Origin of the sequence: Providencia sp. R33 (assembly GCF_019343475.1) — a bacterium.
Taxonomy (GTDB): Bacteria; Pseudomonadota; Gammaproteobacteria; order Enterobacterales; family Enterobacteriaceae; genus Providencia.
Map to the genome: position 1 here is coordinate 4,420,858 of NZ_CP072453.1, position 24,479 is coordinate 4,445,336.

Consider the following 24,479-nt stretch of genomic DNA (forward strand, 5'->3'; position numbering starts at 1 on the left):
ACAATGAAACTGTATAATTTAAAAGATAACAACGAACAAGTTAGCTTCGCACAAGCTGTTAAACAAGGTTTAGGTAAGCAACAAGGTCTGTTTTTTCCACAAGATTTACCAGAATTTAGCGCCGCAGAAATCGACGAATTATTAAAATTAGATTTCGTTACCCGCAGCAGTAAAATCCTGAGCGCATTTATTGGTGATGAAATTCCAGAAGCTGAGCTTGCCGCTCGCGTGAAGGCGGCATTTGCGTTCCCTGCGCCTGTTTCTAAAGTGGAAGATGACGTCGCAACTCTCGAGTTATATCACGGCCCAACATTGGCATTTAAAGACTTCGGTGGGCGCTTTATGGCGCAAGCTCTGGGGCAAGTTGCGGGTGAGCAACCTGTAACAATTCTAACTGCAACGTCTGGTGATACAGGTGCGGCGGTGGCACATGCTTTCTATCGTTTAAATAACGTTCAAGTGGTGATCCTCTACCCAGAAGGTAAAATTAGTCCACTGCAAGAGAAACTCTTCTGTACACTGGGTGAAAATATTCACACGGTGGCTATCAAGGATGACTTTGATGCTTGTCAGGCATTAGTTAAACAATCGTTTGATGATGAAGAACTGAAAAAAGCATTATTCTTAAATTCAGCTAACTCGATCAATATCAGCCGCTTATTAGCGCAGATCTGCTATTACTTTGAAGCCGTTGCACAGATCCCAGCTGAAAAACGCGATCACTTAGTGATCTCGGTACCAAGTGGTAACTTTGGTGATTTAACTGCAGGTTTATTGGCGAAATCCATGGGATTACCCGTTAAGCGCTTTATTGCAGCAACCAACGTGAATGATACGGTTCCACGTTATTTGGTTGAAGGTGACTGGAAACCGCATCAAACAGTTGCAACGTTGTCTAACGCAATGGATGTGAGCCAGCCAAATAACTGGCCGCGTATTGAAGAGATCTTCCGTCGTAAAGGCTGGTCGTTGAAAGATCTTGGGTTTGGTGCAGTTGACGATGAAGTGACAAAAGATACTGTCCGTGAATTAGATAAAAAAGGGTATTTATCAGAACCTCATGCGGCGGTTGCTTATCGCGTGTTGCGCGATCAATTGCAAGAAGGCGAATATGGCCTATTTTTAGGCACAGCACACCCAGCTAAATTCAAAGAAAGTGTCGAGGAGATCTTAAATAAACAAATCCCTTTACCGAAAGAATTAGCCGAGCGTGCAGATTTGCCACTGTTATCTCATTTCTTGCCTTCTGATTTTGCAAAATTACGTGAATTCCTAATGAAATTAGCACCGAAGCAATAAGTGGATTGTGATATCAAAACGGAAGCTTAGGCTTCCGTTTTTGTTTCGCCGAAGCTTAATGAATGAGTATCGAAATGACATTATTGGTTAAATTGAGCTCCATCCATCATCACCATCGCGGCCACCATCAGAACCACCACGCCCACCTTTTCCACCTTTGCCGCCATTTGACCCTGCATCACCCCCTTTTCCTCCATCTCCATTTCCTGAACCATCACCTCCATTGCCTCCATTTCCACCATTTAATCCCCCATTACCCCCGTTACCGCCGTGACCATTGACAGAGCCATTTCCACCATTTCCGCCATTCCCTCTGCCGTCACCGTTTCCTCCATCGCCCCCATCACCACCATAGATACCACCGCTACCGCCGTTGCCCCCATTTCCATTGCTTCCTGGCGCTGCATTTCCTCCATGGTTGCCATGGCTCTGAGTTGTGTGGTTTCCTCCATTCCCCCCATTTCCACCGCTTTGTCCGTCGCCTCCAGCTCCGCCATTACTGCCGTTTTTGCCATTTTGTCCACTCGTCGAAGTGTTTTCGTGATCAATCAATTGAAACGTATTTTTTTTCTCAAGTATTAGCCCACAATTGAATTGTGAAGGCGGATTAGTCATGATGGCGGTGGCTTCCTGAGATAAGCAACTAATCAATAAATTAAAGGAGTTAGTGGCATGGCTCGTAATAGAGATACTCATTAATAATAGAGAACAAAATGATAGGGTTGATTGGTTATTCATAAGCGCCTCCATTTCCCCCCTTTAGGTAAGGGGGAAATATTGATTGGTATTATTAATTAGTGGCCATTACCACCATTTCCTCCGTTACCACCGTTACCACCGTTACCACCATTTCCTCCGTTACCACCGTTACCACCGTTACCACCATTCCCACCATTACCGCCATGATTCTGCCAAAGCTCAGATGTGGCCAGTGGTGGTGTTTCTAATAATGCAAGAAAGTAAGTTGTTGCAAAAGAAGAAATTGGAAATAATAAAAATATAATTAAAATAGATGTTTTATGCATATAAAATCCTTATTAAAAGTGAATTAAATAAACTGCATAAAAAAGTCTAAATAATTATTCATAATATTCAATAGAGTGACGAGTTAATTAATTTATTAAATTTATTTAAGGTGAATATAAAATGATTGGTTTAAATTTTAGAGTCGGTGGTGAGATGAAAACCATATTATTATTATTTGTATAATATGGATTATATAAAAATCAATTAATTTCTTTCAAATGATTATTTATTTCATTTTGAATATATGCAGATGAACTGTTTTTATTTAAATTGAGCATGACAATTGATTTTTCATGCTCATTCATATCAGCAAATAAAGTGGCGGGTTTCATTTGATTTTGTTTGAAATTTGTTGATTTTTCAAGGTGTGACCGAATACTGCTTAACACAGTAGGGGCGGTATTATTTTGAGTGAAGCTTAAGGCAATAGCTGCTTTTTCATGGTTATCTAATTGAGATAAAGGGATATCTGAACGAATGGTTTGTTCTACATTAATACCTGCTTGGCTTAAATGTTGCTGGATGGCATATTGGTTAGCCGCAGAACTATTATTTTCAGTAAATGTTAATGCCGTGGCGGCATTTTTATGAATATCCATATCTGACTTTGCATTGGCAATATGGGGGGTAGCAGCAATAAGACTTAGTGCAATAATAATCTTTTTCATTATCTATCCTTATTTAATTAAATGAACTTCAATAAGGTCATAATAATGAATACATACTGTCTAAAAGCTGACAGTAAAATGACAAGATTGCCATCTTACATATTAAATATTTAATTCTTGGGTAAAAAAATGGTAAATCGTGTTGAATATTCATCAGATTTTACGTTAATGGTTCCTTTATGGGTCAATATAATGGACTTCACAATGGCGAGGCCGATACCGCTTCCTTCATTTTTTCGTTGGCGTGATTTATCAACGCGATAAAATCGGTCAAATAACTTTGGCAAGTGTTCTTCTGGGATTTTATTTCCTGGGTTACTGACAATAATTTCGATGCCATTTTGGGCATTTGCTAGGTTTATACTTACTGTGTCACCTTTGGGCGTATAGCGGATAGCATTAGAAATTAAGTTTGTTAGTGCTCTTCTTAGCATGTCTTTGTCCGCTAAAATGATGTCAGCTTCGCCAAACATTTTAAGTTGAATTTCATTATCTTCAGCTAAGAACTCAAAATAATCGAAAATAAGCGCAATTTCTGACTGTACATCCACTTGTTTTTTCTCAGGAATGAGTCGATTATCATCGGCTTGAGCAAGAAATAACATATCTGAAATCATTCGTGAAAGCCGGTTATACTCTTCTAGGTTTGAATAAAGAACTTCAACAAGTTCTTCTTTTGTACGGCTCTTATTTAGCGAAATTTGAGTTTCGGTCATTAGGTTTGTAATCGGCGTTCGCATCTCGTGAGCAATATCGGCTGAAAAATTAGTTTGCCTAACAAAAACATCCTCAATTTTGATTATCATTTGGTTAAATGACTCAGTGAGTTGTTTTAATTCTTTTGGTACGGATGTGGGGTCTAATCGAACACTTAAATTTTCTGAAGTGACATTTTTAATTTCATCACTCACTTCTTTAAGGGGTTTAAGCCCTTTAATTACCAGAAAATAGACAATGAATATCGTTAATAAACATAGCAAAACAGCGCTAATGATTAGGCTATTGATTAGCGAGCTTAAATAATCATGATGAAAATTAAGGGAAAGTGCGGTTACTAATCGGTATTGTTTGGCGTCACTAGGTACGCCAACTTGAATATGTTTTTCTGCAATGCGGTAATTTTCAAGGTATTGTTCTTGGTTATTTTTTTCAGCATTATAGTTTTTTAATGCTTCAATAATATCTTTATTCGTATTGGGGGAAGCTAACGTATTACCCTGATTATCTGAAAGATAAACAGCAATATCTTGGTGCTCATTTAAAATGGTTTTTATACGCGAAAATGGTTCATTTTTCGGATCAGAGTTTTCACTTAATAAACTACTGATGGTTAAATTTATTTGGCTTAAAGTGTATTCATCCTGTTGCTTAAAATGCAGGACAACGGAGTTGATCATGATCCAACTAAATAATAATAAAGCCAGCGAGAGCGTTGCACCGATCAAAACGACGAGCCGAGTTAAAATAGAGACTGGCGGATGAAATAATTTAATCATTTTCTGGGATCTCTAATAAATATCCCATTCCTCTAATTGTGTGGATCAATTTGGGCTCATAATTGAGATCTATTTTCGATCTCAAACGTTTAATTGCTACATCAATGACGTTAGTATCACTATCAAAATTCATATCCCACACCTTGGAGGCAATTAAAGAACGCGATAAAACCTCTCCTTGGTGCAAAACAAAAAATTCAAGTAATGCAAATTCTTTACTGGTTAAGTTAATTTTATCGTTAGCACGAGTAACGCGTCGTTTTATTAAATCAACATGAAGATCTGCGATATGGAATTGGGTTTTTTGGATGCTATTATTACCACGGCGCAGTAAGGTACGAATGCGCGCCAGTAATTCAGAAAAATCGAAAGGTTTGATTAAATAATCATCGGCTCCCAATTCTAGCCCCTTTACTCGATGCTCAACATTACCCAGTGCAGTTAACATTAATATTGGGGTATTCCTTCCCATTGTTCGAAAATTTTTAGCAATTTCCCAACCATTAATATCGGGTAACATCACATCAAGAATAATTAAATCATACTCTTCAGTTGTCGCCATATGTAGGCCTGTGATCCCATTTTCTATTGCATCAACCACAAAGCCAGATTCTGTTAACCCTTTAGATAAATATTCTCTGGTCTTATGTTCATCTTCCACAATAAGTAATTTCACAGTCACCTCAACGACAATATTTGCACTACTTCATTCTAAGCATTGAAATCCTCAAATGTAAAATGACAAATTTGTCATTTTCATGTCATGAATCTAACAGGCAGCTTTTTCTACTATAACGCCAATTTTAATCACCAGAGGCATGGCTATACCATGTATTTTCCCAAAATATTATTGATAGCAAATGCCCTAATTTTAAGTGGCTGTGTTTCATTAGCACCTGAATACCAACGCCCAAATTTAAATGTGCCAAACCAATTAAACAGCGGTGTATCGACCTCAACTGAGCAACCGATATTTTTAGTGCCAAGCTGGCAAGTGTTTATTCAAGACTCGCAACTGAAAGCGGTTATTCAACGTGCGCTTGAGAAAAATAGTGATCTGTATTTAGCCGCATTGGATGTCGAAGAGGCTCGAGTTCGTTTTGGGCTAGCGAGCGCAGAAAAATACCCGCAGATTAACGCTTCAATGGGGAGCGAGTATAGCCGAGGGTTACAGCAAGGTGCTGCATTCGATAAAAAATATAATGTAGGCGTAGATATTAGCTATGAATTGGACTTTTTTGGGCGAATAAAAAATTTAACTGAAGGGGATAAAGCAAAATTTATTGCCTCAGAAGAGATGCACAGAGCAACTCAAATTTTAACGATTAAAACGGTTGCAGAAGCGTATTTAGATGTCGCATATAACCAGCAACTATTATTGATTGCACAAGAGACGAAAACGAGTTACCTCAATAGCCAATCGATCGTGGCACAAAAAGTGGCAGCAGGAAAAGCGACATTGGCTGATTTAGAACAAGCGAAAGGGCAAGTTCAGTCAATTGAAATCAATATCGAAAACATTCACAGCGAAATTGCCAGAAATGAAAATTCAGTGAATTTTTTAACGAATGACTATATTCAAAAAGTCAAAATACCAGAAGGTGGTTTTGAACTTAATTACCCGTTGATCACCGCACCTTCGACCTTGTCTTCTGACATTCTATTAAGCCGCCCAGATATTATGGCAGCAGAGCAAAATATCATTTCCGAGAATGCCAGTATTGGTGTGGCAAGGGCTGCATTTTTTCCCTCTATTTCCTTCAATACAGGTGTCGCTAACAGCAACGATTCGTTGTCAGGCTTATTTGATTCCTCAAATGGTGTTTGGAATTTTATTCCCAAAATCACCCTACCTATTTTTACTGGAGGAACAAATAGCCGAAACCTTGAGCTTGCAAATATCCGTAAAAACAAAGCGATTGTGAACTATGAAAAAAGTATTCAAGTGGCTTTTCGTGAAGTGAAAGATGCGTTGGTTATTAAGTCGAGCTTGGAAAAGCAATTAAGTGCACAGGTACTGTACGTCAATACATTGCAGAGTGTCTTAACACAAAAACAAGCTAGTTACCGCTATGGTGGCTCCAGCTATTTAGATGTGCTTGAAGCACAAAGAAGCTTATTTACGGAGCTGCAAAATTTACTGAAATTAAAAATTGAACAGCAGAAGAATGAGGTGACTTTATTCTCTGCGCTTGGTGGTGGGTTTATTAAATCATGAGGATAAGTATGAAAAAGTTAAATGGCATTGTTTTTGCCCTTTCAATTGGCATGTTCACTGCGGCAGGTTACGCAAATGCAGCGGATCATAATCATTCTGTTTACCCTGAAAAAGTTGCAGAACCTGTTATCAATACGGAAGGGAAATTAATTTCTATTGATAAAGAAAATAAGAAATTAACGATTAACCACAAAGAGATTGAAAGTATTGGGTGGCCGCCAATGACGATGCGATTCACCTATGAAGATGAAAATATGATTAAAGGCTTACAGGACAATGACGAATTAAAATTTTCCTTTGAGCAAAAAGGCAATCTTTCAATATTAAAATCCGTCGAAAAAATAAACTAATTAGATAGAGAGATGTTATGTCATTAGTTAACCTCACTAAATTGCTGTTGGTTATTATTATATCGAGTGTTATCTCAATCTTGTTTTATCGCTATTTTTTTATTGAAGAAAATAGTCACCAACCAATGGAAAAACAAGAACGCACGGTGTTGTATTGGTATGACCCGATGTATCCAAATACCAAGTTTGATCAACCGGGTAAGTCACCATTTATGGACATGGATCTTGTGCCTAAATATGCCGATGAAAACCAAGGATCAGCAGATAGTAAAGGGATCACTATTAACCCAACTCAAACTCAAAATTTAGGGTTAAAAACGGTTGAGGTAAAATGGGGACAATTAAGCTATGACTTAACATTTCCTGCCGAAATTACGTTTAATGATCACCAATTTGCGATTGTGCAAGCAAGGGAAAGTGGTTTTGTTGAAAAAGTGTATCCATTTACAGTAGGTGAGCGGATCCAAAAAGGTGTTCCAATTGCAGATTTGACGATCCCCGCATGGGTTGAGGCGCAAAGTGAATATTTAGCGTTAAAACAAATGGGGGCAAGCCAAACTGATCTTAATAGCGTGACTGAGCGTTTGCGATTAAATGGCATGCCTGAAGGGGCGCTCTCCCAATTTATTAAAACAGGGAAAGTGCAAACACGTTTTACCGTCCAAGCACCGATATCCGGTGTTATTACTGCATTAAATCTGCGTTTAGGTATGAATATTTCCAAAGAAGTGGCTATCGCTCAAATACAAGGAACCAATCCTTTGTGGGTAAATGCATCTGTCTCCCAATCAGTAGCTGAATTATTAACCAAACAAGCTCAGTTTTCGGTGTCTATCTCCGCTTACCCAACTCAGCAATTTACGGTGAAAAATTGGTTGATATTACCAAGTGCAGATCAAGCAAGTCGTACCATTAATATTCGCGCTGAAATTGAAGATAACGCCAATGTATTAAAGCCGGGTATGACTGCCTATTTAAACTTGCAGGCGAAGGGGCAAGAAAGTTTATTAGTTCCTTCTCAAGCCATTGTGGATTCAGGGAAAGAACAACACGTTATTGTCGTGGGGGAACATGGGGAGTTTATTCCTAAAAAAGTGCGTGTTATCACTGAATCCCAGCAAACAACGGCTATTTCACAAGGGTTACAAGTTGGCGAAAAAATTGTGACGCAAGGTGTTTTTCTTATCGATTCAGAAGCAAATATTGCGGGCGCATTGGCCCGAATGGAAGCGGTTCCCGTGCAATCCGAGTCATCAAATCATTCATCACATAAATCTCAGGAGTAGACTATGTTGGAATGGATTATAAGACGCTCGGTGGCAAATCGCTTTTTAGTCTTAATGGGCGTGGTATTTTTAGTGTTCGCAGGAATATGGAGCATCCGCAGCACGCCTGTTGATGCCTTACCTGACTTATCTGATGTGCAGGTGATAATCAAAACCACTTACCCAGGGCAAGCTCCTCAACTTGTTGAAAACCAAGTCACTTACCCAATAACAACCACGATGTTATCTGTGCCAGGGGCAAAAACAGTTCGCGGGTTTTCGGCCTTTGGTGACTCTTATGTGTATGTTATTTTTGAAGATAATACCGATTTATATTGGGCGCGCTCGCGGGTTTTAGAGTATTTAAATCAAGTCCAATCAAAACTTCCAAAAGGCGCAGTTGCCTCAATTGGTCCAGATGCAACCGGTGTTGGTTGGGTTTTTGAATATGCGCTGGTGGATAAAAGTGGTAAGCATAACTTAGCTGAATTACGTTCACTCCAAGATTGGTTTTTGAAATATGAATTAAAAGCACTGCCAAACGTTTCTGAAGTTGCAACCGTTGGTGGTGTGGTGAAATCTTATCAAATCATTGCCGACCCGCTTAAGTTAGCGCAGTTTTCAGTGACGTTACCTGAAATAAAACAAGCTGTTGAAATGGCCAATCAAGAGGCGGGTGGCTCTTCCATCGAAATTGCTGAAGCTGAATTTATGGTTAGAGCTAATGGTTATCTGCAATCTATAGATGATTTTAATAAAATTTACCTGAAAATGGCAGAAAATAACGTCCCAATCTACCTGAAAGATGTCGCTCGTATTCAAGAAGGCCCTGAAATGCGCCGTGGTGTTGCGGAGCTTAACGGGGAAGGTGAAGTTGTTGGCGGGATCATTTTATTACGTTCAGGTGAAAACGCGCGAAATGTTATTCATGATGTAAAACAAAAACTTGAGGATTTAAGTGCCAGTTTACCTGAAGGCATTGAAATCATCACAACCTATGATAGAAGCATTCTGATTGATAATGCGATTGATAACCTTAGTTATAAACTGCTAGAGGAATTCATTGTTGTTGCCCTAGTTTGTGCGGTTTTCTTATGGCATTTTCGTTCTGCTTTGGTGGCAATTATTTCTTTACCTCTAGGGCTATTCATTGCGTTTATTGTTATGCGATACCAAGGAATAAATGCAAACATTATGTCGCTTGGGGGAATTGCGATTGCCATTGGCGCAATGGTGGATGCGGCTATTGTGATGATTGAAAATGCCCATAAAAAATTAGAAAAATGGCAACATCAACATGAAGGGCAAGTTCTCGATAATACGCAGCGTTGGAAATTAATTACGGACTCAGCAGTTGAAGTTGGGCCTGCATTATTTATCAGCTTACTTATTATCACACTTTCTTTTATTCCTATCTTTACGTTGGAAGGCCAAGAAGGGCGTTTATTTGGGCCTCTGGCATTTACCAAAACCTATGCGATGGCGGGCGCTGCTGCATTAGCATTAATCGTGATCCCGATATTAATGGGGTATTGGATCCGCGGTAATATCCCAAATGAAAATAAAAACCCACTAAATCGTTGGCTAATTGCAATATATAGCCCAATTTTATTAAAGGTATTGGCGTGGCCGAAAATGACATTGCTGATTGGTGTTCTGTCATTGTTTACCGTGATATGGCCATTAAAGCATTTAGGGGGTGAATTTCTCCCATCAATTAACGAAGGTGATTTACTGTATATGCCGTCGACCTTACCGGGGGTATCTCCTGCTCAAGCGGCTTTTTTATTGCAAAATACTGATAAGTTAATCAAAGCCATTCCTGAAGTTGATACTGTTTTTGGCAAAGTGGGGAAAGCAGAAACCGCCACTGACTCAGCGCCGATGGAAATGATCGAAACTACCATTCGTTTAAAGCCACAGTCTGAGTGGCGTGAAGGGATGACACTGGAAAAAATTATCGATGAGTTAGATGAAACTGTGCGTTTGCCAGGGGTTGCTAATTTATGGGTTCCACCGATTCGTAATCGAATCGATATGCTTTCTACTGGGGTCAAAAGCCCGATAGGTATTAAAGTGTCAGGGAAAGACCTTGAAGAAATCGATGCATTTGCACAACAGATTGAAAAAGTGACGAAAACAGTCCCAGGGGTCGTCTCTGTATTAGCTGAACGGTTAGTGGGCGGTCGGTACATTGATGTCAAAATCGACAGGGAAAAAGCTGCTCGTTTTGGTATGAGTATCAGTGACGTGCAGGTGTATATCTCAACGGCGACAGGTGGGGAGATGATAGGGGAAACTGTTGAAGGGATAGAACGTTACCCTATTAGCCTAAGGTACCCACAGGATTACCGAAACAGTGTTTCTGCACTGAAATTATTACCGATTTTAACACCTAATAAGCAACAAATTGTCCTCAGTGATGTGGCCGATGTCGTGGTGCAAATGGGTCCACCGATGCTGAAAACAGAAAATGCACGGCCAACCAGTTGGATTTATATCGATGCACGGGATAGAGATATGGTCTCTGTTATTAATGATATCGATACGGCGATAAAAAATAATATTCAAATGAAACCGGGAGTCAGTTATTCCTTCACTGGGCAATTTGAATTACTTGAAAGAGCCAATCAAAAATTAATGTTAATGGTACCCGCGACTATCATGATTATTTTTGTCTTGCTCTATTTAGCCTTTAGGCGCTTTAGTGAAGCTTTGCTAATTTTATTAAGTTTACCTTTTGCTTTAGTTGGTGCGATTTGGTTCCTGTATTGGATGAACTTTAATTTATCCGTTGCAACAGGCACTGGCTTTATTGCACTGGCGGGGGTTGCTGCCGAATTTGGCGTGGTGATGTTGATTTATTTAAGGCACGCCATTGAGGATAGAGAAAAACAGCAAGGAATAAGTAATTTATCCAATCAGGATTTAGATAGCGCGTTATATGAAGGTGCTGTATTGCGTGTTCGCCCAAAAGCCATGACCGTAGCTGTTATTTTAGCGGGTTTATTACCCATATTATTAGGAACGGGAGTGGGGTCAGAGGTGATGAGCCGAATTGCTGCCCCAATGATCGGGGGAATGATAACTGCACCGTTATTATCGTTATTTATCATTCCTGCTGCATATAAATTGATCTGCCAAATACGTCATAAAAATAGACACTTTTGAAGTATTAGCCATTATTATTGATAAGGTAAATAGCAATGAAAAAGATAATTTTAGGTGGAATGTTTTTACTGTCATTTTCTGCATTTTCTCAAAACCAGAGCGTGCAACTGTATAAAGATGCCAACTGTGGTTGCTGCCAGCTATGGGGGGAAGGCGTTAAAAAAGCAGGGTATGACGTTGTGGTCAATGAAATCAGTTATGATGAGTTGAACAAACTAAATGATGAGCTCAATGTGCCATACAACTTACGCAGCTGCCATATCGCTAAATACAAAGGCAAAGTGATTGTTGGGCACGTGCCTGTGAGCAGCATAGATGCGATTGATGCGTTGCCTGCGGATGTAGTTGGAATTTCAGTACCGGGTATGCCAATCGGTAGTTTAGGTATGGAACAGCCAGATGGAAGAACGCAGCCATATTCAGTGGTTCAATTTAAAGCCAATGGTGAATACCGTTAATTCAGTAAAAATTCATTAAGTTGCAGGGGATCCTGCAACTTGTGTGAATAGTATTAGCTTTCTAATATTAGCTCAATGGATTTGAGTTCTTCTTGGCTGAAGTCGCGATTTTTTAAAATTTCCATCGCGTCATCAATTTGGCTAATACGGCTTGCCCCAATCAAAACGGAAGTGATCCTATCATGGCGTAATAACCACGCTAATGCCATTTGGCTTAGTTTTTGATCACGTTTTGCCGCAATCTCATTCAACTGTTTAACTTTTGCTAAGACGGTAGAAGTGAGTCGTTCCGGGGGGAGTGATGGGTTACCTGCAGCTCGTGAATCGGCGGGGATACCATTTAAGTAGCGATCCGTTAAGATCCCACCCGCGAGTGGAGAATATGCGATCGAACCGACACCTTCTTCTTCAAGTAGATCGAGTAACCCCTCTTCAGGTGTGCGTTCAAACATAGAATATTTGGGCTGGTGGATAAGGCAAGGCGTCCCCAATTCAGTGAGAATACCAATGGCTTCTTTCGCTAAATCCGCAGGGTAGTTTGAAATTCCAACGTACAGCGCTTTTCCTTGGCGAACAATAAGGTCAAGAGCGCCCATGGTTTCTTCTAATGGCGTATTGGGATCTGGCCGATGGTGGTAAAAAATATCCACATAATCAAGGCCCATTCGTTTTAAACTTTGATTTAGACTGGCGACTAAATATTTCTTGCTGCCCCAATCACCATAAGGGCCATCCCACATGGTATATCCCGCTTTTGATGAAATGATCATTTCATCACGATAAGGCAGGAAGTCCCGTTGTAAGATCTGGCCAAATTTTGTTTCGGCAGATCCCGGTGGAGGGCCATAATTATTGGCAAGATCAAAATGCGTAATACCAAGGTCAAAAGCATGGCGCAGCATGGCTTGGCAGTTATCAAACGACTTGTTATCGCCAAAGTTATGCCATAACCCTAATGAAATCAGTGGTAAACGTAGTCCACTACGGCCACATAAACGGTATTCCATTTCAGTATAGCGCTTTGATGATGCAATATACGGCATACTTCACCTCCAAAATAGTGAGCAAAAACCTCTTTGATACTGACATAAACCCCAAATGTGAGCTGAGGAATCGATGCTAATTTGATTTAGTGTGGTTGTTTTATCGCAAAATTGTGATGGCATACGAAGAATTTTGTGATGCATTGAAAGCGACGGATATTCACTGTGAGTAAATACCCGTTATTGGGAGATTAAATTTGTTCTGGGCGAGTAAAAATCAGTTCATTACCTTTAGATTGGCTTTCATCAAATTGATAGCCCTCTAAATTAAAGTCGGATAATTGATCCGTTTTTGTCAGTTTATTTTGAATAATAAACCGGCTCATTAAGCCACGCGCTTTCTTCGCATAAAAGCTGATAACTTTGTATTTGCCGTTTTTCTCATCAAGAAAAACAGGCTTAATAATCTGCCCATCTAATTTTTTGGTATTTACCGATTTAAAATATTCATCAGAAGCTAGATTGACTAAAACTTGGTCTTTTTGCTCAGCAAGCGCTTGGTTCAATTGTTTTGTAATAATATCGCCCCAGAATTCATATAGGTTTTTACCGCGTGTATTCTTTAGTGAAATTCCCATCTCAAGGCGATAAGGCTGCATTAAATCTAACGGGCGCAAAATGCCGTAAAGGCCGGATAAAATACGCAAATGAGACTGGGCAAACTCAAAATCCGCAGGGGAAAATGTTTCTGCTTGCATCCCCGTATAAACATCACCTTTAAAGGCTAAAATAGCTTGGCGTGCATTTTCAGGGGTAAAGTCAGCGTGCCATTCTGCAAAACGAGCGGCGTTGAGGCCTGCCAGCTTATCACTGATCTTCATTAAACTGGCAATATCTGCGGGGGTTAACTTACGGCATTCTTTAATGAGCTTTTGCGATTCCGTTAATAACTCAGGTTGTGTAAATTTCGCTGTCGCAAGTGGGCTTTCGTAGTCTAATGTTTTTGCAGGTGAAATAGTAATAAGCATGACTTGACCCTTTATAAAAGAATAATAACGCTTACTTTAGCAAAAATTCATCCTAAATAGCTAATTGATGCAATAAGCCAAATCAATATTATTCTTTGCTATTGTTAGCTAACGAGATATTTCGCTAAAAGGATTCAGCTTGATATCAAGTTGCGAAACCGATTGCCAATCAAATAGTTGCTTTTGACTAGATTTCCTTGCTTGCAGCAATATGGATGCATGATATTATCTGTAGACGGTGCGGCGATAGCCACAATTCCTTTATAATACGCAAAGTAATTCAAGTTGTAGGTAGGCGGCAAGCAAACGAGTCTCTAGGAGGGTACATTAGTATATGACTAGGGCTAGAGAGTGTAGCCAACACCGCGACAACTTGAAGCATGACGGGTTACCCTAAATACTTCAAGTTGTAGGTAGGCGGCAAGTAAACGAGTCTCTAGGAGCATACATCAGTATATGACTAGGGCTAGAGAGTGTAGCCAACACCGCGACAACTTGAAATATGACGGGTATAACAACGAGACTAAAGAAATGACCGACAAACTGACCTCCTTACGTAGTCTGACAACTGTTGTTGCTGATACCGGCGACATCGAAGCAATGAAGCTTTACAAACCACAAGATGCGACCACTAACCCGTCGCTGATCTTAAATGCTGCACAAATTCCTGAGTACCGTAAATTAATTGATGAAGCGGTTGAATGGGCACGTAAGCAAAGCAGCAATCGCGAGCAACAAATTATCGATGCTTGTGACAAACTGGCTGTGAATATCGGTCTGGAAATTCTGAAATTAGTTCCGGGTCGTATTTCTACTGAAGTTGATGCACGTCTTTCTTATGACGAAGAAGCCTGTATTGCTAAAGCACGTCATTTAATCAAAATGTATAACGATGCAGGTATCAGCAATGATCGCATCCTGATTAAATTAGCGTCAACTTGGCAAGGTATCCGCGCGGCGGAAAAACTGGAAAAAGAAGGCATCAACTGTAACCTGACTTTATTATTCTCTTTTGCTCAAGCACGTGCTTGTGCGGAAGCAGGTGTTTACCTGATCTCTCCATTTGTGGGCCGTATCCTTGACTGGTACAAAGCAAATACTGACAAAAAAGAGTTTGCACCACAAGAAGACCCAGGTGTGGTTTCTGTGACTGAAATCTACAACTACTACAAAGCGCATGGCTACAAAACTGTGGTTATGGGTGCAAGCTTCCGTAATGTGGGCGAAATCATTGAATTAGCAGGTTGTGACCGCTTAACAATCTCCCCAGGCCTACTGAAAGAGCTGTCTGAGTCTGAAGGCGCATTAGTGCGTAAACTGACAGATGCAGGCAAAACACAAGAGCCAGGCGCTAAACTGACTGAAGCTGAATTCTACTGGCAGCACAACCAAGATCCAATGGCGGTTGATAAACTGTCTGACGGTATCCGTAAGTTCGCTGTAGACCAAGAAAAACTGGAAAAAATGATTGCAGATCTTCTGTAATTTTTTCTAGCTTCGTCAAAACCCAGCCAATTGGTTGGGTTTTTTTATGGCTATTATTCATTGAGTTACTTCTCAATTTAAATATAAAAAAACCGCAACGCTGCACGAAAACATGCTTCATGGTATGATACCGCACCTGTTTATGGGCAAAGTTAAACAGTTTCTGATAAGTCAATTTTTGAGGTTTGTATGAATGAATTGCGCATAGGTCTGGTTTCGGTTTCTGATCGTGCTTCGAGCGGTATCTACGAAGATAAAGGCATCCCAGCACTCGAAGAGTGGTTAGCAAAAACGCTGACAACCCCTTTTCGCATTGAAACACGGTTAATTCCTGATGAGCAAATCATGATTGAACAAACTTTGTGTGAGCTAGTGGATGAATTTGCCTGTCATTTAGTGCTCACAACAGGTGGCACAGGGCCTGCTCGTCGTGATGTGACACCAGATGCAACGTTAGCCATTGCTGATCGTGAAATGCCGGGGTTTGGTGAGCAAATGCGCCAAATTAGCCTGAAATTTGTTCCCACGGCTATTCTATCGCGTCAGGTCGGCGTGATCCGCAATCAAGCCTTAATATTGAATTTACCGGGGCAACCAAAAGCGATTGCTGAAACATTAGAAGGGCTAAAAGATAAAGAAGGTAATGTGTTGGTATCTGGCATTTTTGCCAGCGTTCCCTATTGTATTCAATTGCTTGATGGCCCGTATGTGGAAACGGATCCTGCCATAGTGAAAGCATTTAGGCCAAAATCGGCGATCCGTACCGAGTAATTCTTTGAATGCAATCAGGTGAGCATTCACTCACCTGATTAAATATCATTAGCAATAATTAGCCACGCTGGCCAATAGGTAACACAGTTCTACCATATTGCTCATTTAACACTTCTGCGACCGCTAAATAGAACGCACTCGCGCCACAGATAATTCCTTCGAAACCTGCAAACTTGAGTAGCGCAGCGTTGCCTGTCAGATTACCGATGGCAAGTAAGGCAAATAAGACAGTTAAGCTGCCGAAAACAAATTGCAGCACAAAGTTCGCTTTAAATGTGCCAAGGAACATGAAGAAGGTAAATACGCCCCAAATCGCGAGGAAAACGCCTAAAAACTCAGGGGAAGTTGCTTCGGCTAACCCCATGGTAGGTAAAAATAATAAGCCAACTAATGCAATCCAAAACATCCCATAAGAGGTAAATGCGGTTGCGCCAAATGTATTGCCTTTCTTATATTCAATTAGCCCTGCGATAAATTGGGCAATCCCACCATAAAAAATACCCATACTTAAAATAACAGATGAAAGCGGAAAAAATCCTGCGTTATGAATATTCAGCAGGATGGTTGTCATACCAAAGCCTAGTAAACCAAGTGGGCCTGGATTTGCAAGAGAGCTAGACTGCATATAACCTCTGGTAAAATATATAAAATTCAAATAGATAAATTAAAATTAAACACCGCCAAAATGGCAGTGGCGGCGAATCATACGCAGTTTTAGTTGTCTAAACAATGATCACAAGACAGGTTTTTTTGCAATAAATGCAAATTTTTTTTAATTCCCCCCTTGATGAATGGATTTACGACCCCATCTTTAAAGCATCAACCGATATCTCTGTGAATTATTGCGTATTGAAAAATAATTTAGGCTCAGGGTTAAAAACACCCTTGAAAAAGAAATATTGAGCCGCATATAGATTGATATCGAAATCATAGTGAAAAGAATTCCTTTGGAGGCGTTTTAGATGGGTAAAATTATTGGTATCGACTTGGGTACAACTAACTCATGCGTTGCAATTATGGATGGTACTACCGCTCGTGTTCTGGAGAACAGCGAGGGTGACAGAACTACTCCTTCCATCATTGCGTACACTCAAGATGGTGAAATTTTAGTTGGTCAGCCAGCAAAACGTCAGGCTGTTACTAATCCAGAAAATACTTTATTTGCAATCAAGCGTTTGATTGGTCGTCGTTTCCAAGACGAAGAAGTTCAGCGCGATGTCGCTATCATGCCATACAAAATCATTGCGGCAGATAACGGCGATGCTTGGTTAGATGTGAAAGGCCAAAAAATGGCTCCACCACAAGTTTCTGCTGAAGTTCTGAAAAAAATGAAGAAAACAGCGGAAGATTACTTGGGTGAACCAGTGACAGAAGCGGTTATTACTGTTCCTGCATACTTCAATGATGCTCAGCGTCAAGCTACTAAAGATGCGGGCCGTATCGCTGGTTTAGAAGTAAAACGTATCATCAACGAACCAACAGCAGCGGCATTAGCTTATGGTTTAGACCGTGAAATTGGTAACCGTACAATTGCTGTTTACGACTTAGGTGGTGGTACATTCGACTTATCAATCATCGAAATTGATGAAGTTGATGGCGAAAAAACCTATGAAGTTCTGGCAACCAATGGTGATACTCACTTAGGTGGTGAAGACTTCGATACACGTTTAATCAACTACTTAGTTGAAGAATTTAAGAAAGAACAAGGTGTTGACCTGCGTAACGATCCGTTAGCAATGCAACGTCTGAAAGAATCTGCTGAAAAAGCAAAAATTGAGCTGTCTTCTGCACAACAAACTGATGTGAACCTGCCATACATCACTGCAGATGCAACAGGTCCAAAGCACATGAACATCAAAGTGACTCGTGCAAAATTAGAGTCACTGGTAGAAGACTTAGTTAAACGTTCAATGGAACCAGTGAAAGTTGCTCTGCAAGACGCCGGCTTAAGCGTGAGCGAAATCAACGACGTTATCTTAGTCGGTGGTCAAACACGTATGCCAATGGTTCAAAAAGTGGTTGCAGACTTCTTTGGTAAAGAACCACGTAAAGACGTTAACCCAGACGAAGCGGTTGCAATGGGTGCAGCAGTACAAGGTGGTGTTTTAGCCGGTGATGTTAAAGACGTTCTGTTACTTGACGTAACGCCTCTGTCTTTAGGTATCGAAACTATGGGTGGCGTGATGACTTCGTTAATTTCGAAGAATACCACTATCCCAACAAAACACAGCCAAGTGTTCTCAACTGCTGAAGATAACCAAGCAGCCGTGACAATCCATGTTCTGCAAGGTGAACGTAAACGTGCGGGTGATAACAAATCACTGGGCCAATTTAACTTAGACGGTATCCAAGCAGCACCACGCGGTATGCCACAAATCGAAGTTACTTTCGACATCGATGCTGATGGTATCTTGCATGTGTCTGCGAAAGACAAAAACAGCGGTCGTGAGCAAAACATCACCATTAAAGCTTCTTCAGGTCTAAACGACGAAGAAATCGAAAAAATGGTACGTGACGCGGAAGCGAACGCAGAAGCTGACCGTAAATTTGAAGAGTTAGTGCAGGTTCGTAACCAAGCTGACCAACTGGTTCACGGTACACGTAAACAAATCGAAGAAGCAGGTGACAAATTACCAGCGGACGATAAAGCAAACATCGAAAAAGCAACATCTGAGTTAGAAGCAGCAGCGAAAGGCGAAGATAAAGCGGATATCGAAGCGAAAATCCAAGCTTTAGTCACTGCATCTGCAAAACTTCTGGAAATCGCACAGCAACAAGCTCAAGCGGGCGGTGCACCTGGCGCAGAAGCGAAGAAAGATGACGATGTTGTTGACGCTGAGTTCGAAGAAGTTAACGATAAAGACAAAAAATAATGCCCTTAGCGGGCGCAGTAGCTGTAGTGATGATGGTTAATAGTTACTGATACCGGATACGGGCGTTGAGGGAACTCTGCGCCCGTTCCGCATGTTAAGGGTAAATTAAATGGCAAAAAGAGACTTTTATCAGGTTTTAGAACTTGAAAAGAATGCTTCAGAAAAAGACATCAAAAGAGCGTATAAGCGCTTAGCAATGAAATACCATCCTGACCGTAATCAGGATAATAAAGATGAATCTGAAGAAAAATTTAAAGAAATTAAAGAAGCTTACGAAGTTCTTTCCGATGAGCAAAAACGTGCCGCTTATGACCAATATGGTCACGCTGCGTTTGAACAAGGCGGAATGGGCGGCGGTGGCGGCTTCGGCGGTGGTGCTGACTTTAGCGATATCTTTGGTGACGTCTTCGGTGATATTTTCGGAGGCGGTCGCAGACAACAACGCCCAAGCCGTGGCTCTGATCTGCAGTACAACATGGAATTGACTCTGGAAGAGGCTGTTCGTGGAGTGACCAAAGAAATTCGTATTCCAACGCTAGAAACCTGTGATGTATGTCATGGCAACGGCGCGAAACCAGGAACCAGTGCGGATACATGCTCTACCTGTCATGGTATGGGTCAAGTGCATATGCGACAAGGCTTTTTCTCGGTACAACAACCTTGCCCAACCTGTCATGGTCGCGGAAAAGTGATCAAAGATCCATGCAACAAATGTCATGGTCATGGCCGTGTTGAAAGATATAAAACACTGTCAGTGAAAATTCCAGCGGGTGTTGATACGGGTGATCGTGTTCGTTTGTCTGGTGAAGGCGAAGCAGGTGAGAACGGTGCTCCAGCAGGAGATTTATTCGTTCAGGTTCATGTATTGCCTCATAACATTTTTGAGCGTGATGGTAATAACCTGCACTGCGAAGTACCAATCAACTTTGCCGATGCAGCATTGGGTGGTGAAATTGAAGTACCAACCCTTGATGGCCGTGTGAAACTGAAAATTCCAGCGGAAACCCAAACTGGCAAAATTTTCCGTATGAAAGGAAAAGGCGTGAAATCGGTGCGTGGTGGTCTGCAAGGTGATTTGATGTGCCACATTGTTGTAGAAACACCGGTAAAACTGAATGAGAAACAAAAAGCGTTACTCAAAGAGTTTGGTGAGTCCTTAGGTGGCAAGAGCGGGGAAAAAAATAGCCCACGTTCGAAAAGCTTTCTAGATGGCGTGAAAAAATTCTTTGATGATTTAACGAATAAATAAGTGTTAATCATTCTCTAAATTAGAATGGCTGGTCTGTGAAATGCAGAACCAGCCATTTTTTATATTATTTAACGACTTCCCCACTGGCGATAACCGTTTCGCGTACTTTGTTTGCAAAGTCTTGTGCTTCTTGAATAATCACTTTTTCATCTGCGGTGAGCAATTGGCGGTCTTGCATCAAAACTTTACCGTCCACAATGGTATGACGAACATTGGCACCATTCGCCCCATAAACGAGCGCGGCATATGGGCTATACATCGGCACCATATTTGGCGATTTAGTATCAATCACAATAATATCTGCAAGTTTGCCTGTTTCAAGGGAGCCTAATTTATCTTCCATATGTAGCACTTTGGCTGAGCCTTTGGTGGCTAGCTCAACGACAGTGAGTGGGGGCATTGCAGCTCTATCTTTGTTCTCCAGTTTATGAATTTTACCAACTAAATTGAGCTCATTTAACGTCGTTAGGGTATTACTCGACATTGGACCATCAGTTCCTAACCCTACACGGATACCTTTTTCTAACATGGTTGTGACAGGCGCAACGCCTTTTGCTGATTTGGTGTTGGCACTGATATTGTGCGCGACACCGACATCGAATTTTTTCAGCAAATCCATGTCTTGTTCATTCACCATAATGGCATGTGCGGCAATGACTTTGTTATTCAGAGCACCAATATCCGCCATGTATTGAACGGGGCTTTTTCCGCCAGTTCGTTTCGCGATTTCTTCTTGTTCGCGATCAGTTTCAGCTAAGTGGATCATTACAGGAACATCAAGTTCTTGAGACAACTTTGAAATTTGCTGTAAATGTTCAGTTGAGTTGGTATAAGGGGCGTGTGGGGCAAAAGCTGGTGTTATACGAGGGTGGTCTTTGTATTGATTAATAAAATTTATTGCGTATTGAATGCCTTCATCTGCGTTTTTGGCATCAGCAACAGGGAACTGGATGACTGACTCGCCTAAAACCGCTCTTAAGCCAATTTTATCCACTGTTTTAGCCACTTCGTCTTCAAAATAATACATATCGACATACGTTGTGACACCGCCTTTTATCATTTCAATATTCGCAAGATTCGCCCCAATACGGACCATTTCACGGCTTACCATCTTACTTTCTAGGGGAAATATATAACGATGTAAGCGGTCTGGAACATCGTCTGCTAATGAACGAAAAACAGTCATTGAGGCGTGAGTGTGGGTATTAATTAAACCAGGCATGACAATATCGCCCTCAACATTGAGCACATTCGGAGCGTGGTAATCTTTCGTGAGTTCAGGGCCACCAACCGCAATGATTTTATTTTCTTTAATAACCACAGTGCCGTTCTCGATAATACGATTTTTAGCATCCATCGTTAAGACAGTACCACCAACAATCATAATATCCGCAGGTGTGGCTGAAAAACTGGCAAAAGAAGCCGTCATTGTTGCGAGGGCTAATAAGGATTTTGTAAAAGACATTGTTACCTCATATCTAAATGAAAAATTAGTTTTTATTTTTTATAAAAGGCTCAAGCAGACTTAGCGAGAGCGCTAATTAACCGCTGAGCTTAGCAAGTAAAACACCGGATAAAATCACCAGACAGGCTAATATTCGCATCAGATTGAATTTTTCTTTTAAAAACACAATCGAAAGAAACATTGCAAATAGCACACTGGTCTCTCGGATTGCTGCCACCATAACAATAGGTGCTTGGCTCATAGCCCAGATAGCGATGCCATAGCTTACTAATTGCATTAGCCCGCCTAATAACCCAGAACGCCAATATTGCTGTAAACCTAGCACTAATGTTCCGCGGTATTTGATAAGGCCAGGAATGGTTAAAACAATACCATTTAATAAAAAGAGCCAAAGCGTATATACGACAGGGTCTTCACTGGCTCGTGCCCCATGGCCATCTGAAAGCGTGTAGCAGGCAGTAAAAAAGGCAGTAAATAAAGCAAAAGCTAATGCTCTCCCTTTGATATTTAATTTAAATTTTCTTCCAGCAAAGGCGATGAGTAAAACGCCACTAATAATGAGTAGTATGCCAATAAAACCCATTAATGGAATAAACTCATTGAATAATAAGGCACCAAGTAATGCCGTAATCAATGGCGCAGAGCCGCGTGATATAGGATAAATTTGGCTCAAATCACCGTATGTATAAGCTTGGCTTAAAAAGTAGGTGTAGCCAATGTGGAACAAAACCGATAATGCCAACCAATGCATTGCTTCGGGAGATGGTAGCCCTAACCAAAATATTGCAGGGATGGCTAATACACCCGAAAAAAAAGAAATCATTACGAGACCAAAAAAACGGTCATTACCAAATTTAACTAAGGCGTTCCAGCTTGCATGGCAAAATGCAGCAAAAAGGACGGCTAATAATACGTAAGTGGTCATAATTTAAGAATAAAGATTATTTTTTTGTTTGAAAAATAAAGAAATTTGTTTTGCGAAGCGCTTTGCAAAATGGTTGTAACTTAGTCTCCCATATTAAAAATTATTGCGAAACCCTTCGAACCGAAAAAATAGATGATTGCGACAAGAACATCAAAAAATGTAACCTTAGAAAAAACGAGAAAAAGTTGAATTTATAAAGTCATTTTTTTAATAAATTTATTATTTGTTTTTATAAAAGTTGTCTATAGTGAAATTAACGTTTCTTTATCATTTTGAGTGATCTCTAACCTGAATTGATCGTTAATTCCGAGCTTTAATGGATAAATAAACGATTTTTTACGAATTAATAATTATCATAATATTAACATTCAAAAAATATTGAGGTTAAAAGAAATGACAGCAATTATTCGTAAATTCTTAAGGTTAGAAGCAGCAGGGGGCTTACTCCTGATTATTGCTGCCATAGTTGCTTTGATTATGGCTAATACGCCATTGCAAGGGGCTTATCAGCAATTTTTAGAGATACCTGTGTCGATTAAAATTTCAGACTTCGGTTTAGATAAGCCATTAATTTTATGGATTAATGACTTCCTAATGGCTATTTTTTTCTTAGTCGTGGGTCTTGAAGTTAAACGTGAATTATTGGAAGGATCTCTCGCGGGTCGTGATAAAGCCATATTTCCAGCAATTGCAGCATTAGGTGGGATGATTGCTCCTGCATTAATTTATCTGCTTTTTAATGGTGGAAATGAAATCACTCAACAAGGTTGGGCGATACCAGCGGCAACAGATATTGCATTTGCTTTAGGCGTTATGGCTTTATTAGGTAAGCGCGTACCCACAGAGTTAAAGGTCTTTTTATTAGCGTTAGCCATTATCGATGACCTTGGTGTCATTGTAATTATTGCCTTTTTCTATACAAGTTCTGTTTCAATGATTGCGCTAAGTTTGGCTGCGTTATGTATTGCAATATTGGTCACAATGAACTGGCGCAAAGTGGAAAATACAGCAGCTTATTTAGTTATAGGGCTGATATTGTGGGTGTGTATATTAAAATCAGGTGTTCATGCAACATTGGCGGGGGTTATTGTTGGTTTCTTAATTCCATTACAGGGCACAAACCAAACAAAACCTTCTGAAGAGCTTGAGCATGTCTTACATCCGTGGGTTGTCTATTTAATTTTGCCTATTTTTGCATTTGCAAATTCGGGTGTGCAGTTACAAGGTGTGACTTTTGATGGGTTATTAAGTCCATTGCCACTAGGTGTCGCTGCAGGGCTGATATTTGGTAAGCCAATTGGTATTTTCTTATTTAGTTGGATTTCGGTAAAACTTGGTTTTGCGAAATTACCAGAGTCGATTAATTTAAAGCAAGTTTTTGCCGTTTCAGTGCTATGTGGGATCGGTTTTACTATGTCTATTTTTATAACCGGACTCGCATTTGATGGCATGGATGAGGTATATAGTACTTACTCTCGCCTAGGTATTTTAATTGGCTCGACAGTTTCAGCGCTACTTGGTTATTTTATGTTAAGGGTAGTCTTACCGAAGCAAAAACAATTAGAATGAACTAGAGTTATACAGTAATTTAGTTAATTATTAGTAAGAATTTCCGAACTAATATTCTATGATATACCGTGGTGTGTCCTTTGATGGGTACACTACGGTATACATAATAAAAGCTCCTAAGTCGTGGAGTACAGGTAGATATGTATGGTGAATAGCACCAAGGGTGGTTATTGACGATAC

The 24,479-nt window shown here is 40.4% G+C and carries 22 protein-coding genes; 11 read left to right on the forward strand and 11 right to left on the reverse strand.

Features of this window, described 5'->3' with window-relative positions:
* The first annotated feature begins 3 nt into the window (after positions 1-3).
* The gene (gene thrC / locus J6836_RS20525) at positions 4-1,299 is read left to right on the forward strand and encodes a threonine synthase (protein WP_219245671.1); all 1,296 of its coding nucleotides are present in this window, start codon (positions 4-6) and stop codon (positions 1,297-1,299) included.
* A gap of 80 nt (positions 1,300-1,379) precedes the next feature.
* On the opposite strand, the gene J6836_RS20530 is transcribed toward thrC, so the two are convergent.
* From J6836_RS20530 to J6836_RS20555, 6 genes are all read right to left on the reverse strand, one after another.
* Positions 1,380-1,541: a hypothetical protein gene (locus J6836_RS20530; protein WP_219245672.1), complete on the reverse strand. Its 162-nt coding sequence runs from the start codon at positions 1,539-1,541 to the stop codon at positions 1,380-1,382.
* Complete coding sequence (locus J6836_RS20535) at positions 1,542-1,814, reverse strand: hypothetical protein (RefSeq protein WP_219245673.1); 273 nt, start codon at positions 1,812-1,814, stop codon at positions 1,542-1,544.
* A 279-nt stretch (positions 1,815-2,093) separates the two neighbouring features.
* Positions 2,094-2,324, reverse strand: a complete 231-nt coding sequence (locus J6836_RS20540) for a hypothetical protein (protein ID WP_219249585.1) — start codon at positions 2,322-2,324, stop codon at positions 2,094-2,096.
* Positions 2,325-2,525: 201 nt separating this feature from the next.
* Positions 2,526-2,993: a hypothetical protein gene (locus tag J6836_RS20545; protein WP_219245674.1), complete on the reverse strand. Its 468-nt coding sequence runs from the start codon at positions 2,991-2,993 to the stop codon at positions 2,526-2,528.
* A 110-nt stretch (positions 2,994-3,103) separates the two neighbouring features.
* Positions 3,104-4,489, reverse strand: coding sequence for a Cu(+)/Ag(+) sensor histidine kinase (locus J6836_RS20550; RefSeq protein ID WP_219245675.1), 1,386 nt, complete (start codon positions 4,487-4,489; stop codon positions 3,104-3,106).
* Positions 4,482-5,165, reverse strand: a complete 684-nt coding sequence (locus J6836_RS20555; RefSeq protein WP_219245676.1) for a heavy metal response regulator transcription factor — start codon at positions 5,163-5,165, stop codon at positions 4,482-4,484. Before J6836_RS20555 ends, J6836_RS20550 begins: the two co-directional genes overlap by 8 nt.
* A 153-nt stretch (positions 5,166-5,318) precedes the next feature.
* Here J6836_RS20555 and J6836_RS20560 point away from each other — a divergent pair, with 153 nt between their 5' ends.
* The 5 genes from J6836_RS20560 to J6836_RS20580 are packed head-to-tail and all read left to right on the forward strand — an operon-like array spanning position 5,319 to position 11,951.
* Complete coding sequence (locus tag J6836_RS20560; RefSeq protein WP_219245677.1) at positions 5,319-6,707, forward strand: efflux transporter outer membrane subunit; 1,389 nt, start codon at positions 5,319-5,321, stop codon at positions 6,705-6,707.
* Positions 6,708-6,715: 8 nt separating this feature from the next.
* On the forward strand, positions 6,716-7,057 hold the full coding sequence (locus J6836_RS20565) for a copper-binding protein (RefSeq protein WP_255586276.1): 342 nt from the start codon (positions 6,716-6,718) through the stop codon (positions 7,055-7,057).
* 17 nt (positions 7,058-7,074) lie between these two features.
* A complete protein-coding gene (locus J6836_RS20570) occupies positions 7,075-8,343 on the forward strand; it encodes an efflux RND transporter periplasmic adaptor subunit (protein WP_219245679.1) in 1,269 nt (422 codons plus the stop codon).
* Between the two features lie 3 nt (positions 8,344-8,346).
* Positions 8,347-11,493 (forward strand): efflux RND transporter permease subunit, encoded by a 3,147-nt coding sequence (locus tag J6836_RS20575; RefSeq protein WP_219245680.1) that lies wholly within the window; start codon positions 8,347-8,349, stop codon positions 11,491-11,493.
* A 35-nt stretch (positions 11,494-11,528) separates the two neighbouring features.
* Positions 11,529-11,951, forward strand: coding sequence for a DUF411 domain-containing protein (locus tag J6836_RS20580; RefSeq protein ID WP_219245681.1), 423 nt, complete (start codon positions 11,529-11,531; stop codon positions 11,949-11,951).
* 53 nt (positions 11,952-12,004) lie between these two features.
* Here J6836_RS20580 and J6836_RS20585 read toward each other — a convergent pair whose 3' ends face one another.
* Positions 12,005-12,994, reverse strand: a complete 990-nt coding sequence (locus tag J6836_RS20585) for an aldo/keto reductase (protein WP_219245682.1) — start codon at positions 12,992-12,994, stop codon at positions 12,005-12,007.
* 191 nt (positions 12,995-13,185) lie between these two features.
* Entirely contained in the window at positions 13,186-13,962 is a 777-nt protein-coding gene (gene yaaA, locus J6836_RS20590) for a peroxide stress protein YaaA (RefSeq protein ID WP_219245683.1), read from the reverse strand.
* A gap of 531 nt (positions 13,963-14,493) precedes the next feature.
* Between yaaA and tal the strand changes: the two genes are divergently transcribed.
* The gene (gene tal, locus J6836_RS20595) at positions 14,494-15,447 is read left to right on the forward strand and encodes a transaldolase (protein WP_219249571.1); all 954 of its coding nucleotides are present in this window, start codon (positions 14,494-14,496) and stop codon (positions 15,445-15,447) included.
* Between the two features lie 189 nt (positions 15,448-15,636).
* The gene (gene mog / locus J6836_RS20600; protein WP_219245684.1) at positions 15,637-16,218 is read left to right on the forward strand and encodes a molybdopterin adenylyltransferase; all 582 of its coding nucleotides are present in this window, start codon (positions 15,637-15,639) and stop codon (positions 16,216-16,218) included.
* Between the two features lie 58 nt (positions 16,219-16,276).
* Here the strand turns inward: mog and satP are convergent, their stop codons facing one another.
* Positions 16,277-16,843, reverse strand: a complete 567-nt coding sequence (satP, locus tag J6836_RS20605) for an acetate uptake transporter (protein ID WP_219245685.1) — start codon at positions 16,841-16,843, stop codon at positions 16,277-16,279.
* A gap of 337 nt (positions 16,844-17,180) precedes the next feature.
* Between satP and dnaK the strand changes: the two genes are divergently transcribed.
* Both dnaK and dnaJ read left to right on the forward strand, forming a co-directional pair.
* The gene (gene dnaK, locus J6836_RS20610) at positions 17,181-19,091 is read left to right on the forward strand and encodes a molecular chaperone DnaK (RefSeq protein WP_219245686.1); all 1,911 of its coding nucleotides are present in this window, start codon (positions 17,181-17,183) and stop codon (positions 19,089-19,091) included.
* Positions 19,092-19,200: 109 nt separating this feature from the next.
* The gene (gene dnaJ, locus J6836_RS20615) at positions 19,201-20,340 is read left to right on the forward strand and encodes a molecular chaperone DnaJ (RefSeq protein WP_219245687.1); all 1,140 of its coding nucleotides are present in this window, start codon (positions 19,201-19,203) and stop codon (positions 20,338-20,340) included.
* Between the two features lie 64 nt (positions 20,341-20,404).
* Here dnaJ and J6836_RS20620 read toward each other — a convergent pair whose 3' ends face one another.
* Entirely contained in the window at positions 20,405-21,805 is a 1,401-nt protein-coding gene (locus tag J6836_RS20620) for an amidohydrolase (RefSeq protein WP_219245688.1), read from the reverse strand.
* A gap of 76 nt (positions 21,806-21,881) precedes the next feature.
* Positions 21,882-22,730 carry an EamA family transporter gene (locus J6836_RS20625; RefSeq protein WP_219245689.1) on the reverse strand — a complete coding sequence of 283 codons (849 nt, stop codon included), beginning with the start codon at positions 22,728-22,730 and terminating at the stop codon, positions 21,882-21,884.
* Positions 22,731-23,123: 393 nt separating this feature from the next.
* Here J6836_RS20625 and nhaA point away from each other — a divergent pair, with 393 nt between their 5' ends.
* On the forward strand, positions 23,124-24,299 hold the full coding sequence (gene nhaA, locus J6836_RS20630) for a Na+/H+ antiporter NhaA (RefSeq protein ID WP_219245690.1): 1,176 nt from the start codon (positions 23,124-23,126) through the stop codon (positions 24,297-24,299).
* The last annotated feature ends 180 nt before the right edge of the window (positions 24,300-24,479 follow it).

Coding starts and splice junctions, on each gene's coding strand:
- thrC (WP_219245671.1), top strand. CDS start 4: ATGAAACTGTATAATTTAAAAGATAACAACGAACAAGTTAGCTTCGCA.
- J6836_RS20530 (WP_219245672.1), bottom strand. CDS start 1,541: ATGGTGGAAATGGAGGCAATGGAGGTGATGGTTCAGGAAATGGAGATG.
- J6836_RS20535 (WP_219245673.1), bottom strand. CDS start 1,814: ATGGCAAAAACGGCAGTAATGGCGGAGCTGGAGGCGACGGACAAAGCG.
- J6836_RS20540 (WP_219249585.1), bottom strand. CDS start 2,324: ATGCATAAAACATCTATTTTAATTATATTTTTATTATTTCCAATTTCT.
- J6836_RS20545 (WP_219245674.1), bottom strand. CDS start 2,993: ATGAAAAAGATTATTATTGCACTAAGTCTTATTGCTGCTACCCCCCAT.
- J6836_RS20550 (WP_219245675.1), bottom strand. CDS start 4,489: ATGATTAAATTATTTCATCCGCCAGTCTCTATTTTAACTCGGCTCGTC.
- J6836_RS20560 (WP_219245677.1), top strand. CDS start 5,319: ATGTATTTTCCCAAAATATTATTGATAGCAAATGCCCTAATTTTAAGT.
- J6836_RS20565 (WP_255586276.1), top strand. CDS start 6,716: ATGAAAAAGTTAAATGGCATTGTTTTTGCCCTTTCAATTGGCATGTTC.
- J6836_RS20570 (WP_219245679.1), top strand. CDS start 7,075: ATGTCATTAGTTAACCTCACTAAATTGCTGTTGGTTATTATTATATCG.
- J6836_RS20575 (WP_219245680.1), top strand. CDS start 8,347: ATGTTGGAATGGATTATAAGACGCTCGGTGGCAAATCGCTTTTTAGTC.
- J6836_RS20580 (WP_219245681.1), top strand. CDS start 11,529: ATGAAAAAGATAATTTTAGGTGGAATGTTTTTACTGTCATTTTCTGCA.
- J6836_RS20585 (WP_219245682.1), bottom strand. CDS start 12,994: ATGCCGTATATTGCATCATCAAAGCGCTATACTGAAATGGAATACCGT.
- yaaA (WP_219245683.1), bottom strand. CDS start 13,962: ATGCTTATTACTATTTCACCTGCAAAAACATTAGACTACGAAAGCCCA.
- tal (WP_219249571.1), top strand. CDS start 14,494: ATGACCGACAAACTGACCTCCTTACGTAGTCTGACAACTGTTGTTGCT.
- mog (WP_219245684.1), top strand. CDS start 15,637: ATGAATGAATTGCGCATAGGTCTGGTTTCGGTTTCTGATCGTGCTTCG.
- satP (WP_219245685.1), bottom strand. CDS start 16,843: ATGCAGTCTAGCTCTCTTGCAAATCCAGGCCCACTTGGTTTACTAGGC.
- dnaK (WP_219245686.1), top strand. CDS start 17,181: ATGGGTAAAATTATTGGTATCGACTTGGGTACAACTAACTCATGCGTT.
- dnaJ (WP_219245687.1), top strand. CDS start 19,201: ATGGCAAAAAGAGACTTTTATCAGGTTTTAGAACTTGAAAAGAATGCT.
- J6836_RS20620 (WP_219245688.1), bottom strand. CDS start 21,805: ATGTCTTTTACAAAATCCTTATTAGCCCTCGCAACAATGACGGCTTCT.
- J6836_RS20625 (WP_219245689.1), bottom strand. CDS start 22,730: ATGACCACTTACGTATTATTAGCCGTCCTTTTTGCTGCATTTTGCCAT.
- nhaA (WP_219245690.1), top strand. CDS start 23,124: ATGACAGCAATTATTCGTAAATTCTTAAGGTTAGAAGCAGCAGGGGGC.